The sequence below is a fragment of the Frigoribacterium sp. PhB160 genome (assembly GCF_003751785.1).
GTDB lineage: Bacteria > Actinomycetota > Actinomycetes > Actinomycetales > Microbacteriaceae > Frigoribacterium.
This window is the reverse complement of the sequence record NZ_RKIE01000002.1, coordinates 328,033-343,481: the sequence shown is the minus strand read 5'-3', so window position 1 is coordinate 343,481 and position 15,449 is coordinate 328,033. Positions and strand designations below refer to the sequence as shown.

Here is a 15,449-nt window from a genome sequence, read left to right as displayed (position 1 = left end):
GGCACATGCCTTCCGACGGACGGGTCCCCGTCAGCCGCCCGCCGAGGGCCGAGGTGCGGGAGCGCCTCCTCGACGCCGCGACCGCCCTCATCTCGCAGCGGGGCGTCCACGCCACCACGCTCGACGACGTCGCCCGGGCCGCGGGCTTCAGCAAGGGCGCCGTCTACTCGAACTTCGCCTCGAAGTCGGAGCTCGTCGTCACACTGCTGACCCGCGAGACCGAGGGGGCGCTCGACGCCCTCCGCGAGATGGGGCTGCCCGGGACCGACCTCGCCGACCTGCCCGGGGCGGTGCGCGACGCGTTCGCGCCGTACGCGCAGAGCACGGCGGACGACTTCAGCCTGATGTCGGAGTTCCGCGCGCACGCCCTGGAGGACGACGTCGTCATGGCGGCCTTCGTCGCGAAGCGCCGCGCGGTGCTGGACACGCTGCGCGAGCAGGTCGAGCTCGTCTTCGGCGGGCAGACGGAGGCGGCGACGGGCCTGTCGTCCGACCTCCTGGCCCGCCTGCTCATCGACGTCGCGCTCGGGTCGGCCTTCGACGCGCCCGCGACCGGCGACGTCGGGCCCGGCGAGCTCATGGGGCACGTCGTCGGGGCGCTGACGCGGAGCGTGCTCGGCCGGGCCTGAGCCGGGCCGCGCCGGCCGCGCTGCCAGACCCGGCGCGCTACTCGAGCTCGGCGAGGTCGGCGTAGAGCCCGGTGACGTCGCCGACGCGGGTGCGGCCGGTGCGCGGGTGCTCCGCGAGCACCGACGAGGCGAGCAGCGCGGCGAGGCTCATCGCCGCGGCGTAGCTGTCGAACGGCGACGGGTTGTCGACCGGGCACTCGAGCCGCACGGCGACGTCGGCGGCGCGGGCCGAGGCGTCGCCGACGAGCACCACGGGGACGGAGCGGGCGGCGAGCGACCGGACCACTCCCGCGAAGCCGGCAGGGCGCCTCCGGAACCCCACGAGCACCACGACGTCGCCCGGGCCGAGGCCGACGAGCTCCTCGCCGACCGACTGCCCCGGCTGCGGCGCCAGCCGCACGTCGTCGCGCACCTGCACGAGCTGCTGCCGCAGGTGCATCGCGACCGGGTAGCTGTTGCGGAAGCCGACCACCACCACCCGCCGCGCGTCGGCGACGAGGCGCGCGGCGTCGGCCAGCCGACCGTCGGCGAGGCCGTCGAGCATGCGCTGCAGGTTCCGCTGCTCGGCCGCCGCGTGCGGGGCGAGATCGGAGGAGGCGCTGGTCGGGCCGACGGGGACGCCCCGGTTGCGGGAGGCGCGGGCCTGGTCGCGGACCTCCTGCGCGTCGGTGAACCCGAGCCGGCGGAAGAGCCGCGACACGGTCGCCTTCGAGACGCCGCTCTGCTCGGCGATCTCGGTCGCGGTCACCACCGCGAGATCGTCGAGGTGGTCGAGGATGAAGTCGGCGGCCCGCTGCTCGCGCGGGCTCAGCGCGCCGTAGCCGGAGTCGATCCGGTCGCGGATGCCGGGCTCGGCGGTGCCGGGCGCGGCAGTGGCGGGCTCGGCAGTGGCGGGCTCGGTGGAGACGGGCTCGGCGGAGACGGCCTCGGGCGTGCCGGGCTCCTCTCCTGCGCTCACCGCGACCGCTCCGCCAGGGCCCGCACCGACGCCTCGAACGCGTCGAGGGCCACGGCGACGTCGGCGAGCGTGACGATCTCGTCAGGGTGGTGGCTGATGCCGCCGTTGCCGCAGCGGACGAAGAGCATCGCCCAGTCGGTCAGCTCGGCCACGGCCATCGCGTCGTGCCCGGCCTTCGAGAAGAGCACCATCGGGTCGGTGTCCCCCGTCGCGGCGATGCCGTCCCGCACCACGTCGCGGAGCGCCGGCGACGCCACGACGGCGGGCGCCGAGTGCGTCTCGTGCGCGGCGAAGGCGAGCCCGCGCCGCTCGCCGACCTCGGCCGCGGCCTCGCGGACAGCCGCCCAGACCTCGTCCCGTCGGTCGTCGTGCTCGCCGCGCAGGTCGAGGCTGAACTCGACGAGCCCGGGGATCACGTTGACCCCGCCCGGGAACGCCTCGAGCCGCCCCACGGTCGCGACGCAGTCGGCGTCGCGCGCGAGCCGCTCGACGGCGAGCACGACCTCGCTCGCGCCGGCGAGGGCGTCGTGGCGGCGGTGGAACGGCACTCCCCCGGCGTGACCCGCGACGCCGGTCATCGTCAGCTCGAAGCGCCGCGCGCCGGCGATCGACGACACGACGGCGAGCGCTCGGTCGGCCTCGAGCAGGTAGGGCCCTTGCTCGATGTGCGCCTCGAGGTAGCCGACGACCGAGCCCCGGGGAGGCGCGGCGTCGCCCACGGCCGCGGGGTCGAGGCCGAACGCGGTGAACGCGTCGCGGAGCGTCGTGCCCGCCTCGTCGACCAGCTGCCACCACGCGTCGTCCCACGTGCCGGCGAGCGCGCGCGACCCGAGCAGCGCGGTGCCGAACCGCGTGCCCTCCTCGTCGCCGAACGCGGCGACCTCGACGGCGACGGGGAGGCGCGTGCCGGCCCGGTGCAGGCGCTCGACCACCGCGATCGCGAGCAGCACCCCGAGGATGCCGTCGTACCGGCCGGCGTCGGGCACCGTGTCGAGGTGCGAGCCGAGCAGGATCGCGGGGGCCCCGGGCTCGGCGGCCTCGTAGCGGCCGCGCTGGTTGCCGGCGGCGTCCTGCCACGTCGTCATGCCGGCGGCCGTCATCCAGCCGGCCGCGAGGGCGTTGACCCGGGCGTGCTCCGGGCTGAGGTAGACGCGGGTGATGCCGTGGTGGGTGCTCGACACGGCGGCGAGCTCGTCGCAGCGGTCGAGGATCGTGCGGGCGTCCGAGGGGTGCGGGACGGGGTGCGGGTCAGGCGCGGGGCGCCCGGCCGGGGCGGGCTGGGCGGCGGCGGGGACCGCGGGGCTCACGCCGCGCCTCCCCCGGTGGCTGCGCCTCCGGCGGTCGCCGCGTCGAGGTCGTCGGCCGGGTCGTCGGCCCCGGCCACGGCCGTCGCGGCCGTCGCGGCCGTCGCGTCGGCGGTCGCGTACGCGTCGTAGGCCGCGTCGACGCCGCCGCCGGCCGAGACGCGCGCGCCTGCCCGGCGCAGCACCGACTCGAGGGCCGAGAGGGTCGTCAGCACGGTGTCGCGTCGGGCGTTGTAGCCCATGGTGCCGATGCGCCAGACCGTGCCGTGCAGCGGGCCGAACGAGGTGCCGATCTCGATGCCGAAGTCGGTGAGCAGCTCGCCGCGCACGGCGTCGCCGTCGACCCCGTCGGGGATCACGACCGCGACGACGTTGTTCATCTTGTGCTCGAGGTCGCCGAAGGTCTCGAGGCCGAGGCCGCGCACCCCCGCGAGCATCGCCGAGCCGTGCAGGGCGTGGCGGGCGACGGCGGCGTCGAGGCCCTCCTCGACGACGAGGCGGGCGCACTCGCGGGCACCGTAGAGCATCGTCGTGGCCTCGGTGTGGTGGTTGAGGCGCTGCGGGCCCCAGTAGTCGAAGATCATCGCGAGATCGAGGTAGTTCGAGGCGATGCGGCGGTCGCTCGTCTCGTCGCCGGCGCTCCGGATGCCGGCCTCGACCGAGGTCCGGGCGCGGATGACGTCGACCGCGCGGGGCGAGAACGTCACGGGCGAGGAGCCCGAGGGGCCGCCCAGGCACTTCTGCAGGCCGGCGCTCACGGCGTCGAGGCCGAGGGCGTCGACGTCGAAGGCGTTGCCGACGAGGGACGCCGTCACGTCGGTGTAGAAGAGCACGCCGTGCTTCGCGCAGACCTCGCCGAGCCCCTCGAGCGGCTGGGCGACGGTCGTCGACGTGTCGCCGTGCACGACGGCGAGCAGGGCGGGTCGCACCTGCTCGATCGCGCGCTCGATCGCCTCCGGCGTGAAGACCTGGCCCCACGGCACCTCGATGGTGTGCACCTCGGCACCGCACCGCTCGGCGATCTCGACCAGCAGGTGCCCGAAGCGGCCGAACACGGGCACGAGCACCCGGTCGCCCGGCGTGATCATCGACACGAGCGCGGCCTCGATGCCCGCGCGGCTCGTGCCGTCGACGAGCAGCGTCTGCTCGTTGCCGGTGCGGAACACCTCGCGGTAGAGGGCCTGGGTCTCGTCCATCGCGGCGGTCATCCAGGGGTCGTACTGGCCGACCAGCTGCGCCGACATCGCCCGGAGCACCCGGGGGTCGGCGTTGATCGGGCCGGGGCCCATGAGGAGGCGGGCGGGAGGGTCGATCGGCTGGAAGGCTCGTTTCACGGGGTCATCGTACGCAACGCGGGTTTCACCCGTGTTTCGGGCGCCCGGGCGGGTTCGGGTTCCCGTGTCGCGTCACGTCCTGCGCGTCGCGTCGCGGAGGAACGCGACGCGGGGCACGGACCGTGACGCCGCGGCGGCGGACGCGACCCCCCGCGGAGGCGCGGGTCGCGGACCGCGCACACCGCGCCTCCCCGGGGGCGTCGGCCTCATCCCGCCGAACCGCGTCACGTCCTGCGCGTCGCGTCACGGAAGAACGCGACGCGAGGCACGGAACGTGACGCCGCGGCGGACGCGCGCCCGCAGACATCGCCGCGTCGGCCGCTACCGCTGCCGCTGCGGCTGCGGCTGCGGCTACCGTGACGGGATGGAGTCGACGAGCGGACGCGGCGCCGTCGGCCTGCTCCTCGCCGCCGGCGCGGGCACGCGGGCCGGGCGGCCGAAGGCGCTCGTGCGCGGCGCCGACGGCACGCCGTGGGTCGCGCGGGCGACGGCGGCGCTGCTGACCGGCGGGTGCGACGCGGTCGTCGTCGTGCTCGGGGCGCGCGCCGACGAGGCCCGGGTGCTCGTGCCGGACGACCCACGGATCCGGGTGGTGGTCGCCGACGACTGGGCCGAGGGGCTCGGGGCGTCGTTGCGGACCGGGCTGCGAGCGCTCTCGGCACCGCGCCGACCCGACGGCGACGAGGAGGCGCGGTGCGCCCTCGTCTCGCTGGTCGACCTCCCGGGTCTGCCGCCGGCGGCCGTCGCGCGGCTGCTCGACGTCGACGACGCGGCCCGCGCGGGGTCCCTGCGGCAGGCGGCGTTCGGCGGACGTCCGGGCCACCCCGTGCTCGTCGGCCGAGTGCACTGGGAGCCGCTGGCCGCCGAGCTCGCGGGCGACTCCGGCGCACGGGCCTACCTCGACGCGCACGGGGCGGATCGCGTCGACTGCTCCGACCTCTGGGACGGCGCCGACGTCGACCGGCCCGCCTGAGGCGCGCCGACCCGCCCCGTCGTCACGCCCCCCGACCCCGCGGTCAGCCCGGCCGTCAGCCCGCCAGCGCGCCCGCGAGCGCGACGAGCTCGAGGTCCGACCCGCGCGGACCGACGAGGCACAGCCCGACCGGCCCGCCGGCCACGCGCATCAGCGGCGCCGACACCGCGGGCCGCCCGGTGATCCCGGCGACGCAGGTCAGCCCGAGGGTCGCCGCGCGCACCCGGTCGATCTCGGCCGCGTCGGCGTCGAGCGCGGGCGCGGCCGACGACGCCGCGGGCACCAGCAGCACGCGGTCGCCCAGCACCGCCTCGAGGGCGCGGCGGGCGGCGGCCAGGCCGGCCCGCGCCTCCTGCTCGGCGTCGGGGGTGACGGCCTCGCCCGCGGCGAAGCGGGCGGCGACGTCGGGGGCGAGGGCCCCCGGGTGGGCGGTGATCCAGGCGCCGTGGGTGCGCCAGGCCTCCGCCGACTGCACGATGCGGAAGTGGGCGAGCAGCCCGGCGAGCCCGGCGGCCCCGCCGACCTCGGCGACGGCGACGGACGAGGGCCGGGGCAGGCGGCCGGTGGCGACGAGGCGGTCGACGGTCTCCGCGAACGCACGGCGGACGTCGGCCGACACGGTCGCGACGACGGCCGGGTCGACCACGACGCCCCGGGCGGCGAGGCCAGGGCCGGCCGGGGCCGCGCCTGCGTCGGCGCCCGCGTTCGCGTCACCGAGCGTCGCGCGCACGGCCGCCCCGAGCGTCGCGGCGTCGCGCGTCAGCCACCCGACCGTGTCGAACGACGGAGCGAGCGGCAGCAGCCCCTCGGTCGGGACGGCCCCGTGCGTCGTCCGGAGCCCCCACAGCCCCTGGTACGAGGCGGGCACCCGGATCGACCCGCCCGTGTCGGTCCCGAGCCCGACGTCGGTCTGGCCGAGCGCGACGGCCGAGGCCGGCCCGCTCGACGACCCGCCGGGGATCGCTCCCGGCACCGCGCCGTTCGGCGGCGTCCCCCAGGCTCCGTTCCGCCCGGCGATGCTGAACGCGAACTCGTCGGTCTGCGCGATGCCGAGCACGTCGGCGCCGGCGTCGAGCAGCGCGGTGACGGCCGGGGCCGACCGCTCCGCGACGGGCTGCTCGGCGAGGTAGGCCGGCACGCCCCCGCCGACGGCGTGCCCCGCGACGGCGAAGAGGTCCTTGACGGCGACCGTCCGTCCCGCCAGCGGCCGCTCGTCGGGCCCTGCGCCGACCGGCCCCGAGGAGGCGCGTCCCGCCGCCAGGGGCGCGCCCACCACCCGCCACACCCGCGTGTCGACCGCGGGGCGCGGGGCCTGCACGTGCGCGGTGGCGATGCGCCAGGTGCCGGCCGCGCCGCGCCTCCAGAGCTGGGTGACGACGCCGCGACCGCCGCCGGCCGGGGCGTTGGTCGTGACGACGAGCGCGGTGCCCGGGTCGACCACCCGCACGTGGAGCTGCTCGACCGCCCGCCCCGCGGTCCCCCCGCGCCGCGCCCGGAACGCCGTGATCGCGTCGTGCCCGACGAGCGTCCCGGCGGCGTCGACGCGGAGGCTCGCCGGTCCGGGCTCGAAGGCGTCGGCGAGGGCGGGCACGTCGTCGACGCGGAGGGCCTCCTCGTAGGCGGCCACGGCGGCCAGCAGCCCGTCGGGCAGGTCGCCGCCGTCGAGCGAGGTCAGCGGGAGCGGGGGCAGGGCGTCGCCGAGCGGGGCGGGTGCGGTCTCGTCAGGCACGGGGCGCCTCCTCGTCGAGGGCCGGTGCGGCCGGACGGCCGGGGCCGCCGAGACGGCCGGGGCCGCCGAGTCGGTGACGACATCCGCCGCGGCGGCCCCGACCCGGTCGAGGTCGGTCACGGCGCGCTCTCCGCCGACGAGCGGCACCCCCGCGAAGTCGGCCTTGCGCACCCGCGCGTGGACGCCCTTGACGAGGTCGACGACCTGCGAGATGTCGAAGTCGGTGGCGGCGCTGAGGTAGGCGTAGGCCAGGTGCTCGTCCATCCCCCACCGGGCCCTCAGCAGGCTGATGGCGGCCCGGACGCAGGCCCGCACGGCCTCGTCGAGGTCGACGTCGAGGCCCGTCGGCACGAGGTGCTCGACGGTCTCGGCGAGCGGGCCGGCGAGCTCGCCGAAGCGGGCCAGGGCGTCGGCCCGGCGGACGAGGTCGAGGCGCACGGTCACCCGCAGCGACGCCTCCATCGCGGTGAGGGCGACCTCGCCGTCGCCCTGCGCGAAGTGCGGGTCGCCGACGTACGCGAGCGCGCCGGGCACCTGCACGGGCAGGTGGAGGCTCGTGCCGGCGACGAGCAGGGCGATGTCGACGTTGCCTCCGAAGGCGCCCGGCGGCACCGAGTGCGGTCGCTCGTCGCCGGCCGCGGCGACGCCCATCACGCCGAGGAACGGCCGCAGCGGGAACCGCACGAGGTGCTCGCCGCCGGCCACGAGCGGCATGGTCCCCACGAGGTCGCCGGGCTCGCCGTGGGCGCCGGCGTCGTCGTGATCGACCGCGGCGAAGACGCTGACCGACCCCTCCTGCAGGGGGTACTCGCCGGCGAGCGCGCCGCGGTCGTGGCGGTTCGACACGACGCCGTAGGGCACGCGCGGCAGGGCCTCGACGAGGGTCAGGGTCAGCAGGTCGCCGGGCTCGGCCCCGCGGACGGCGATCGGGCCCGTGACGACGTGCGGCCCGTCGGCTGCGGGGTCGCGGCCGTGGCGGCTGCCCGCGTCGGCGGCGATCGCCACGGCGTCGCGGAGCACCCCCTCCGGAGGCACGCCGTGCGCCCCGAAGAAGCGCACCGGGTCGCTGCCCTGGTCGCCGAGCAGGCCCTCGTGGCTGACGGTGTCGATCGTGACGAGCGTGCCGGGGTCGACGGTGAGCACCGGCTCGTCGGCGGCGCAGGGCAGGCGGCCCCACAGCGTCGTCGCGGGGCTGGCGGGCAGGTACGTCGCGGAGGCGATCGGGCCCTCGTGCGGCTGCAGCGGCCACGCGTCGGAGGGCACGGGGGGCACGTCTGTCGTCGGCATGCAGCGACCCTAGCGAGACGACGATCCCCCCACAGGGCGGTCCTGAAACAGCCCGTTCACAAACGGCCGATCCTGAAACAAGCCGTTCACACGAGCCTGTCAAGATCGCGGCATGGCGATCATCCTCGGCGACAACCAGTACGGCAAGGCGGAGTCCCACCTCGTTCGCGTGGTGCGCGACGGGCCCCGACACGAGATCCGCGACCTCACGGTCACGACCGCGCTGCGCGGTCCCTTCGAGGCCGCCTACCTCGAGGGCGACCAGTCGGCCGTGCTGCCGACCGACACCCAGAAGAACACGGCGTTCGCCTTCGCGAAGTCGCACGGGGTGCAGTCGGTCGAGGGCTTCGGCCTCGACCTCGCGCGCCACTTCGTCGACGACGTCGACCCCGTCGTCTCCGCCCGCATCGAGATCGAGGAGCACGCCTGGGCGCGGGCCGTCGTCGACGGCGCCGAGCACGACCACACCTGGCTCCGCACCGGCCCCGAGGTGCGCACGGCGGCCGTCACGGTCGACGCGGCGGCCCCGGGCGGGGTCCGCGAGCACGTCGTCGCCGGCGTGAAAGAGCTGGTGCTGCTGAAGTCGACGGGGTCGGAGTTCGCGGGGTTCCTCACCGACGAGTTCACGACGCTGCCCGAGACGCACGACCGCGTCATGGCGACCGCCCTCGACGCCAAGTGGCGGGTCTCGGGCGACGCCGCGGCCGACGCCTCCTTCGACTGGGACGCCCTCCACGCCTCCGTGACGGCCATCATGGTGCGCGAGTTCGCGACCCTGCAGTCGCTCGCCCTCCAGCAGACCCTCTGGCACATGGGGCGTGCGGCGATGGAGGCCCACCCCGACATCGCCGAGGTACGCCTCAAGGCGCCGAACAAGCACCACTTCGCCTACGATCTCGAACGCTTCGGGCTGGAGAACGACAACGAGGTCTTCTGGGCCGCCGACCGCCCGTACGGGCTGATCGAGGCGACCCTGCACCGCGACGACGCGCTGCCCGCGGGCGACGCGTGGCGCGCCTCGGCCGGCCTCGCCTGACGCGGCCCGCACACCCCCGACACCCCGACGACCCCGACCCGAAGGAGGCGCGATGAGCGCCGCAGAGACCCCCACCGCCCCCGACACCGCCGGCTCCGCCCCCGTGGTCGACGCCGCGGTCGACGCCCGGTGGCTCGCCCGCACCATCGAGCTGGCCGTCGCCAACGTCGCCGCCGGCGGCGGCCCCTTCGGGGCGCTGATCGTGCGCGACGGCGAGCTCGTGGCGGAGGGCCAGAACCGCGTCACGGCGAACCTCGACCCCACGGCGCACGCCGAGGTCGTCGCCATCAGGGCGGCCTGCCAGGTCGTGGGCGACTTCTCCCTCGCCGGCGCCACGCTCTACACCTCGTGCGAGCCCTGCCCGCTCTGCCTCGCGGCCGCGCTCTGGGCCCGGGTCGACCGCGTGGTCTACGCCGCCGACCGGCACGACGCCGCGCGGGGCGGCTTCGACGACCTCGAGTTCTACGAGCTGTTCGGCCGCGACCGCTCCACGTGGGAGCTCCCGGTCGACGCCGTGCGCCCCGGCGACGCCTCGGCGCCGTTCGACGCGTGGCTCGCGCACGACCACCGCACCGACTACTGAGCGCCGTGGTGGCGAGCAGCGGGCGCGGCGGCGGGCCGACCGGCGCCCGGGCGGACGCGTCGGCGCCCCGGGAGGCGCCGCGGGCCTCAGCTGCCCCGGTACGTCGAGTAGGCGAACGGGCTGAGCAGCAGCGGCACGTGGTAGTGCGCCTGCTCGTCGACGAGGTCGAAGTCGAGCACGACGCGCGGCCAGAAGGCCTCCCGGCCCGCGGCCTCGAAGTACGCTGCGGTGTGGAACACGAGCCGGTAGACGCCGACGGGCAGCGCGTCGGGCCCGAGCTCGGGCACGCGTCCGTCGTCGTTCGTCACGCCGCTGGCGAGCACCGCGCCCGTCGCGTCGGCGAGGTCGACCGCGACGCCGGCCGCGGGGCGGCCGAGCGCCGCGTCGAGCACGTGCGTCGTGACGTGGCTCACGCGGCCGGCTCCCGCGGCGAGGCCGTCTCGGCCCCGCGTCCGGTCTCCGCGCTCGACTCGCCGAACATCTGCCGCAGGCGCAGGGCCGCGATCTCGACGAGCTGCTCACCGACGATGCGCTTCTCCGACTCGTCGTCGAGCGTCAGGCGGCGCTGCAGCTCCTCGACGATCTCCTCGCGGCTGCGCCCCGCGGCGCGGATGAGGAACACCCGGTCGAAGCGCTCCTCGTACGTGGCGTTGCCCTCGGCGAGCGCCCGGGCGAGCCGGGCGTCGTCGGTCTGCTGCGACGCCTCCTGCTCGCGGCGGCTGAACTCCTGCGCGGCGCCCTCGCCGACGGGCGACTCGCCGATGCGCGGGTGGTGCGCCATGGCCTCGTCGATCTCGGCGTCGGTGAGCGGGTCGCCGGCGCGCTCGGCGGAGGCGACCAGCGCCTCCACGTCCTGGTACGGCGCGCCGGAGGCGACGTCGTCGACCCAGCGGGAGACGGAGAGGGCTGTCGCGAGGCGCTCGCGCAGCTCGCTCTCGGGGAGATCGATCATGGAGGTCACTGTACTGACGGACGGCCGGGCCGCCGGGCCCGCGACGCAGGCCGGGTCGCCCCGGGCCGGGCGGGAGGAGCTCGCGTGGACCTGATCACCGTGCGCGAGGTCCGCACCCCGTCGACCCGGGCCGAGCTCCGCTTCGCCCCGGGCGAGCTGCCGCTCGGCGGCGGCACCTGGCTCTTCTCCGAGCCGCAGCCCGGGCTGACCGGCCTCGTCGACCTGACCACGCTCGGCTGGAGGCCCCTCGAGGTCGGCGACGACGTCGTCACCGTCGCGGCGACCTGCACGATCGCCGAGCTGACCCGGCTGCCGGCCCGCGACGACTGGGCCGCGCACCCGCTCGTCGCCCAGTGCGCGAACTCGCTGCTGGCCTCGTTCAAGGTGTGGAACGTCGCGACCGTCGGCGGCAACGTCGCCACGAGCCTGCCCGCGGGGGCCCTGACCTCGCTGCTCGCCGGGCTCGACGCCACCGCCGTCGTCTGGACGCCCGACGGCGGCGAGCGGCGCGAGCCCGTCGCGCGCCTCGTGACCGGGGTCCGCACGAACACGCTGACGACCGGCGAGGTGCTGCGCTCGTTCGAGGTGCCGACCGCCTCGCTGCGCTCGCGGGCGGGGTTCCGTCGCGTCGCCCTGAGCCCGCTGGGCCGCTCGGGCGCCCTCGTGACGAGCCGCCTGTCCCCCGACGGCGAGTTCGTCGTGACGATCACGGCCGGCACGACGCGTCCCGAGCAGCTCCGCTTCGACGAGGTGCCCGGAGCGGCCGTCCTCGCCGGCGCCGTCGCCCGCGTCGGCACCTGGTACGACGACCCGCACGGCGCCCCCGACTGGCGGCGGCACGTCAGCGCCCTCTTCGCGGAGGAGCTCCGCGCCGAGGCCCTCCTGCCGCAGCAGCCCCCGCCGGCGGCGCCCTTCGTCCACCGGCCGGGCCCGCTCGGCAGCGCGACGGCCGACGCCGCCGCCCGCACCGCCGTGCCCGCCCCGGTCGCCCCCGGCCCCGGCCCCGGCGCCGCCGCCGCATCGCCTGCTCCTGCACCTGCCCCCGACCCCGAAGGAGGCGCGGCGTGACCCCCCGAGACCCCTCACCCGTTCCGTCCGTCGCCGCCCTCTCCTCGGCGACCCCTGCCCGCACCGTCGCGTTCGAGGTCGACGGCCACGCGCTCGAGGCCCCCGTCGCCCCCGGCCAGGTGCTCCGCACCGTGCTGCGCGAGGCCGGCGTGCACGGCGTCAAGAAGGGCTGCGACGCGGGCGACTGCGGGGCCTGCTCCGTGCTGGTCGACGGCGACCCCGTCCACTCCTGCATCTGGCCCGCGCACCGCCTCGACGGCCGCGTGGTCACGACCGCGGCGGGCCTCGGCACGCCCGAGCACCCGCACCCCGTTCAGCAGGCCTTCGTCGACGCCGCCGGCTTCCAGTGCGGGTTCTGCACCGCCGGGATGGTGGTGACGGCCTCGACGTTCACGGAGGCGGACCGCGACGACCTCCCGCGCCTCCTCAAGGGCAACCTCTGCCGCTGCACCGGGTACCGGTCCGTCGGGGACGCGATCTGCGGCGTGTCGAACACGGCCACGCCGGCCGCGGGGACGGCCGTCGGGCAGTCGGCGAAGGCACCCGCGGGCCTGCGGGTCGCGACCGGCACCGAGGAGTACACGCTCGACTTCCGCACCCCGACGAAGCTGCTGCACCTGGCCGTGCTCGGCAGCCCGCACGCCCACGCCCGGGTCGTCTCGATCGACGCGACGGCGGCCGAGGCGATGCCCGGCGTGCACGCCGTGCTGACGCACCACGACTCGCCCGCCACGCTCTTCTCGACCGGTCGCCACGAAGACCGGGAGGACGACCCCGACGACAGCCTCGTGCTCGACCCGGTGCTGCGCTTCCGCGGCCAGCGGGTGGCCGCCGTCGTCGCCGAGTCGGTGCGCGAGGCGCGGCTCGCGCTCGACGCGCTCGTCGTCGAGTACGAGCTGCTGCCCACCGTCTTCGACCCGGAGGAGGCCCGCCGGCCGGGCGCGCCCCTGCTGCACGGCGAGAAGACCAGCGAGGCCTCGCGCATCGCCTTCCCCGAGCGCAACACCGTGGCCGCCATGCACGGCGAGACCGGCGACGTCGAGGCCGCCCTGGCGGCGGCGGACGTGACCGTCGAGGGCACCTGGCAGACCCAGCGGGTCAGCCACGCCGCGCTCGAGACGCACGCGACCCGCGGCTGGCTCGACGACGACGGCCGCCTCGTGCTGCGCACCTCGAGCCAGGTGCCCTTCCTCGTGCGCGACGAGGTCGCCCACGTCTTCGGCCTGCCGGAGGACCGCGTGCGGGTCTTCACCAAGCGCGTCGGCGGCGGCTTCGGCGGCAAGCAGGAGCTCATCACCGAAGACCTCGTGACGCTGGCCGTGCTCCGCACCGGCCGTGCCGTGCAGTTCGAGTTCTCGCGCGAGGACGAGTTCACCGTCGCCCCGACCCGGCACCCGATGCGGGTGCGCGTGCGGCTCGGCGCGAGCGCCGACGGCGTGCTCACCGCGATGCACGTCGACCAGCTGATGGACACCGGCGCGTACGGCAACCACGGCATCGGCGTCATGTACCACTCGGTGCACGAGTCGACCTCGGTCTACCGCTGCGCGAACAAGCGCGTCGACGCCGAGTCGGTCTACACGAACAACCTGCCCTCGGGGGCGTTCCGCGGCTACGGGCTCGGCCAGGTCGTCTTCGGCGTCGAGTCGGCCATGGACGAGCTCGCCCGCCGCCTCGGCCTCGACCCCTTCGAGCTGCGCCGGCGCAACGTCGTCGTGCCGGGCGACGCGATGGTCGTCACCGACCCCGACGAGGAGACCGACCTGCTCTTCGGCAGCTACGGCCTCGACCAGTGCCTCGACCTCGTCGAGCAGGCGCTCGCCGGTCCGAGCGACGACCCCGCGGTCGCGGTGGCCGACGTCGTGCCCGACGGGCCCACCTGGTCGGTCGGCACGGGCATGGCCCTCGCGATGATCGCGACCATGCCGCCCCGCGGGCACTTCGCCGACACCTCGGTCGAGCTGCGCGCCGACGGCGGCTACGACATCGGCGTCGGCACGGCCGAGTTCGGCAACGGCACGACGACCGTGCACGCGCAGATCGTCGCCTCCGCGCTCGGCACGACGCCCGACCGCGTCAGCATCCGCCAGTCCGACACCGACGTGGCCCGCTACGACACGGGCGCGTTCGGCTCGGCGGGCGTCGTCGTGGCGGGCAAGGCCCTGCTCGCCGCCTCGCTGAAGCTCCGTGCTGCGATGGCGGAGCGCGCGCTCGAGGCCGCCGGAGGCGCGGCACCCGTCCACGACGGAGCCGCCGCCCCCGAGGTGGTCGACGGCGGGGTCGTGGTGCACCGCGCCTCCGGACCGGTGCTCGTCGGCGTGGACCGCCTCCTGGCGGACGGGCCGCTGCGGGCCGACGGCAGCCACGACGGCACGCCGCGGTCGGTGGCGTTCAACGTGCACGGGTTCCGGGTCGCGGTCGACCGCGCCACGGGCGAGGTGCGCATGCTGCGCTCCGTGCAGGCCGCCGACGCCGGCACCGTGCTCAACCCCGAGCAGCTGCGCGGGCAGGTCGAGGGCGGCACGGCCCAGGCGATCGGGACGGCGCTCTACGAGGAGGTCGTGCTCGACGGCGAGGGACGCGTGCTCACCTCGGCGTTCCGCAACTACCGCGTGCCGAAGTTCTCGGACGTGCCGCGCACCGAGGTGCTCTTCGCGTCGACGCACGACGAGCTCGGGCCGCTCGGCGCCAAGTCGATGAGCGAGGCGCCGTACAACCCCGTGGCGCCCGCCCTCGCGAACGCGATCCGCGACGCCCTGGGCGTGCGGCCGCACGAGCTGCCGATGTCGCGCGACCGGCTCTGGCGGCTGGCCCGCGACGCCGGCCCGACCCCGCCGACGGGCTCGGGTCAGCCGATCGACTCGGGCATCGGCGACACGGCGTAGGCGACGCTGATCGTGTCGTCGGTCGTCGGGTCGTGCAGCTCGACCGACCACGCGTCGGCGAACTGGTCGACCCCGGGGGTCATCGCGACCGTGCCCGAGATGAGCACGGTGCCCGGCTCACGGAGGCCGCGCTCGGCCAGCACGTCGAGCCAGTAGTCGGGGGTCAGCAGCGCGCCGAGCGTGGAGTCCTGGATGAGCCGTCGGTCGTCGCCCGTGCCGACGAAGCCGCGCAGCGCGATGTCGTCGAGGTGGTCGCGCACGTCGTCGAGGCGCCAGGCGCGGGTGCCGAGCACGTCGGGGCTGGCGTTCTTGCTCCACGCGACGCCGTGCACCTCGAGGGCGCGGTCGGTGTGGTCGCAGGCCGCCGTCAGCAGCACGTCGTCGTCGGTCACGACGAGCGCCCACTCGGCCTCGCCGCTGGTGCGGTCGTGCTGCACGGCGACCTCGTCGACCTGCTGGGCCAGGTAGGGCGACACCGGGTAGAGGGCGGGCGTCGTCGTGGGGCCGGGGACGCCCAGCTCGGCGAGCTCGGCGATGTGCGCCTGGACCTCGTCCTGCTCGCGGCCCGCGTAGCCGGCGTTCAGCAGGCGGGTCACCTCGACCGCGCAGACGGTGCCGTCGGGCAGCGTGAAGTGGAGGGTGCTCATGGGTGCTCCTTCGTCGGTGGCCGTGTGTCGATCATGTGAAATCTGGTCTCGCAGGGGTCGCGGG

Annotated in this window: 13 protein-coding genes; 6 read left to right on the top strand and 7 right to left on the bottom strand. The window is 76.3% G+C overall.

Annotation, left to right across the window (positions count from 1 at the left end; all coding sequences use genetic code 11):
- The first annotated feature begins 5 nt into the window (after positions 1–5).
- The gene (locus EDF38_RS10610) at positions 6–629 is read left to right on the top strand and encodes a TetR/AcrR family transcriptional regulator (protein ID WP_158613357.1); all 624 of its coding nucleotides are present in this window, start codon (positions 6–8) and stop codon (positions 627–629) included.
- 37 nt (positions 630–666) lie between these two features.
- Here EDF38_RS10610 and EDF38_RS10605 read toward each other — a convergent pair whose 3' ends face one another.
- From EDF38_RS10605 to EDF38_RS10595, 3 genes are read right to left on the bottom strand one after another with little or no spacing between them, the layout of a single operon-like run.
- On the bottom strand, positions 667–1,587 hold the full coding sequence (locus tag EDF38_RS10605) for a MurR/RpiR family transcriptional regulator (protein ID WP_233572388.1): 921 nt from the start codon (positions 1,585–1,587) through the stop codon (positions 667–669).
- On the bottom strand, positions 1,584–2,894 hold the full coding sequence (locus EDF38_RS10600; protein WP_123355399.1) for an allantoate amidohydrolase: 1,311 nt from the start codon (positions 2,892–2,894) through the stop codon (positions 1,584–1,586). The genes EDF38_RS10605 and EDF38_RS10600 overlap by 4 nt, the downstream gene beginning before the upstream one ends.
- Positions 2,891–4,180: an alanine--glyoxylate aminotransferase family protein gene (locus tag EDF38_RS10595; RefSeq protein ID WP_123355398.1), complete on the bottom strand. Its 1,290-nt coding sequence runs from the start codon at positions 4,178–4,180 to the stop codon at positions 2,891–2,893. The genes EDF38_RS10600 and EDF38_RS10595 overlap by 4 nt, the downstream gene beginning before the upstream one ends.
- Before the next feature lie 409 nt (positions 4,181–4,589).
- Here EDF38_RS10595 and EDF38_RS10590 point away from each other — a divergent pair, with 409 nt between their 5' ends.
- On the top strand, positions 4,590–5,198 hold the full coding sequence (locus EDF38_RS10590; RefSeq protein WP_123355397.1) for an NTP transferase domain-containing protein: 609 nt from the start codon (positions 4,590–4,592) through the stop codon (positions 5,196–5,198).
- A gap of 55 nt (positions 5,199–5,253) precedes the next feature.
- Here EDF38_RS10590 and EDF38_RS16395 read toward each other — a convergent pair whose 3' ends face one another.
- Complete coding sequence (locus tag EDF38_RS16395) at positions 5,254–8,214, bottom strand: AtzH-like domain-containing protein (protein ID WP_370275623.1); 2,961 nt, start codon at positions 8,212–8,214, stop codon at positions 5,254–5,256.
- Positions 8,215–8,326: 112 nt separating this feature from the next.
- Between EDF38_RS16395 and pucL the strand changes: the two genes are divergently transcribed.
- Complete coding sequence (gene pucL, locus EDF38_RS10575; protein WP_123355396.1) at positions 8,327–9,250, top strand: factor-independent urate hydroxylase; 924 nt, start codon at positions 8,327–8,329, stop codon at positions 9,248–9,250.
- Positions 9,251–9,302: 52 nt separating this feature from the next.
- Positions 9,303–9,833: a nucleoside deaminase gene (locus tag EDF38_RS10570; RefSeq protein WP_123355395.1), complete on the top strand. Its 531-nt coding sequence runs from the start codon at positions 9,303–9,305 to the stop codon at positions 9,831–9,833.
- Between the two features lie 86 nt (positions 9,834–9,919).
- Here the strand turns inward: EDF38_RS10570 and uraH are convergent, their stop codons facing one another.
- On the bottom strand, positions 9,920–10,246 hold the full coding sequence (gene uraH, locus EDF38_RS10565) for a hydroxyisourate hydrolase (RefSeq protein WP_123355394.1): 327 nt from the start codon (positions 10,244–10,246) through the stop codon (positions 9,920–9,922).
- Positions 10,243–10,785: a 2-oxo-4-hydroxy-4-carboxy-5-ureidoimidazoline decarboxylase gene (uraD, locus tag EDF38_RS10560; RefSeq protein WP_123355393.1), complete on the bottom strand. Its 543-nt coding sequence runs from the start codon at positions 10,783–10,785 to the stop codon at positions 10,243–10,245. The genes uraH and uraD overlap by 4 nt, the downstream gene beginning before the upstream one ends.
- An 84-nt stretch (positions 10,786–10,869) precedes the next feature.
- Between uraD and EDF38_RS10555 the strand changes: the two genes are divergently transcribed.
- Both EDF38_RS10555 and EDF38_RS10550 read left to right on the top strand, forming a co-directional pair.
- The gene (locus EDF38_RS10555) at positions 10,870–11,853 is read left to right on the top strand and encodes an FAD binding domain-containing protein (protein WP_199734694.1); all 984 of its coding nucleotides are present in this window, start codon (positions 10,870–10,872) and stop codon (positions 11,851–11,853) included.
- The gene (locus EDF38_RS10550) at positions 11,850–14,738 is read left to right on the top strand and encodes a molybdopterin-dependent oxidoreductase (protein WP_123355392.1); all 2,889 of its coding nucleotides are present in this window, start codon (positions 11,850–11,852) and stop codon (positions 14,736–14,738) included. Before EDF38_RS10555 ends, EDF38_RS10550 begins: the two co-directional genes overlap by 4 nt.
- Here EDF38_RS10550 and EDF38_RS10545 read toward each other — a convergent pair.
- Positions 14,702–15,385, bottom strand: a complete 684-nt coding sequence (locus EDF38_RS10545; RefSeq protein WP_123355391.1) for a DUF2848 domain-containing protein — start codon at positions 15,383–15,385, stop codon at positions 14,702–14,704. The genes EDF38_RS10550 and EDF38_RS10545 overlap by 37 nt on opposite strands.
- Positions 15,386–15,449 lie beyond the last annotated feature (64 nt).

Coding starts and splice junctions, on each gene's coding strand:
- EDF38_RS10570 (WP_123355395.1), top strand. CDS start 9,303: ATGAGCGCCGCAGAGACCCCCACCGCCCCCGACACCGCCGGCTCCGCC.
- EDF38_RS16395 (WP_370275623.1), bottom strand. CDS start 8,214: ATGCCGACGACAGACGTGCCCCCCGTGCCCTCCGACGCGTGGCCGCTG.
- EDF38_RS10595 (WP_123355398.1), bottom strand. CDS start 4,180: ATGGGCCCCGGCCCGATCAACGCCGACCCCCGGGTGCTCCGGGCGATG.
- pucL (WP_123355396.1), top strand. CDS start 8,327: ATGGCGATCATCCTCGGCGACAACCAGTACGGCAAGGCGGAGTCCCAC.
- EDF38_RS10590 (WP_123355397.1), top strand. CDS start 4,590: ATGGAGTCGACGAGCGGACGCGGCGCCGTCGGCCTGCTCCTCGCCGCC.
- EDF38_RS10610 (WP_158613357.1), top strand. CDS start 6: ATGCCTTCCGACGGACGGGTCCCCGTCAGCCGCCCGCCGAGGGCCGAG.
- uraD (WP_123355393.1), bottom strand. CDS start 10,785: ATGATCGATCTCCCCGAGAGCGAGCTGCGCGAGCGCCTCGCGACAGCC.
- EDF38_RS10545 (WP_123355391.1), bottom strand. CDS start 15,385: ATGAGCACCCTCCACTTCACGCTGCCCGACGGCACCGTCTGCGCGGTC.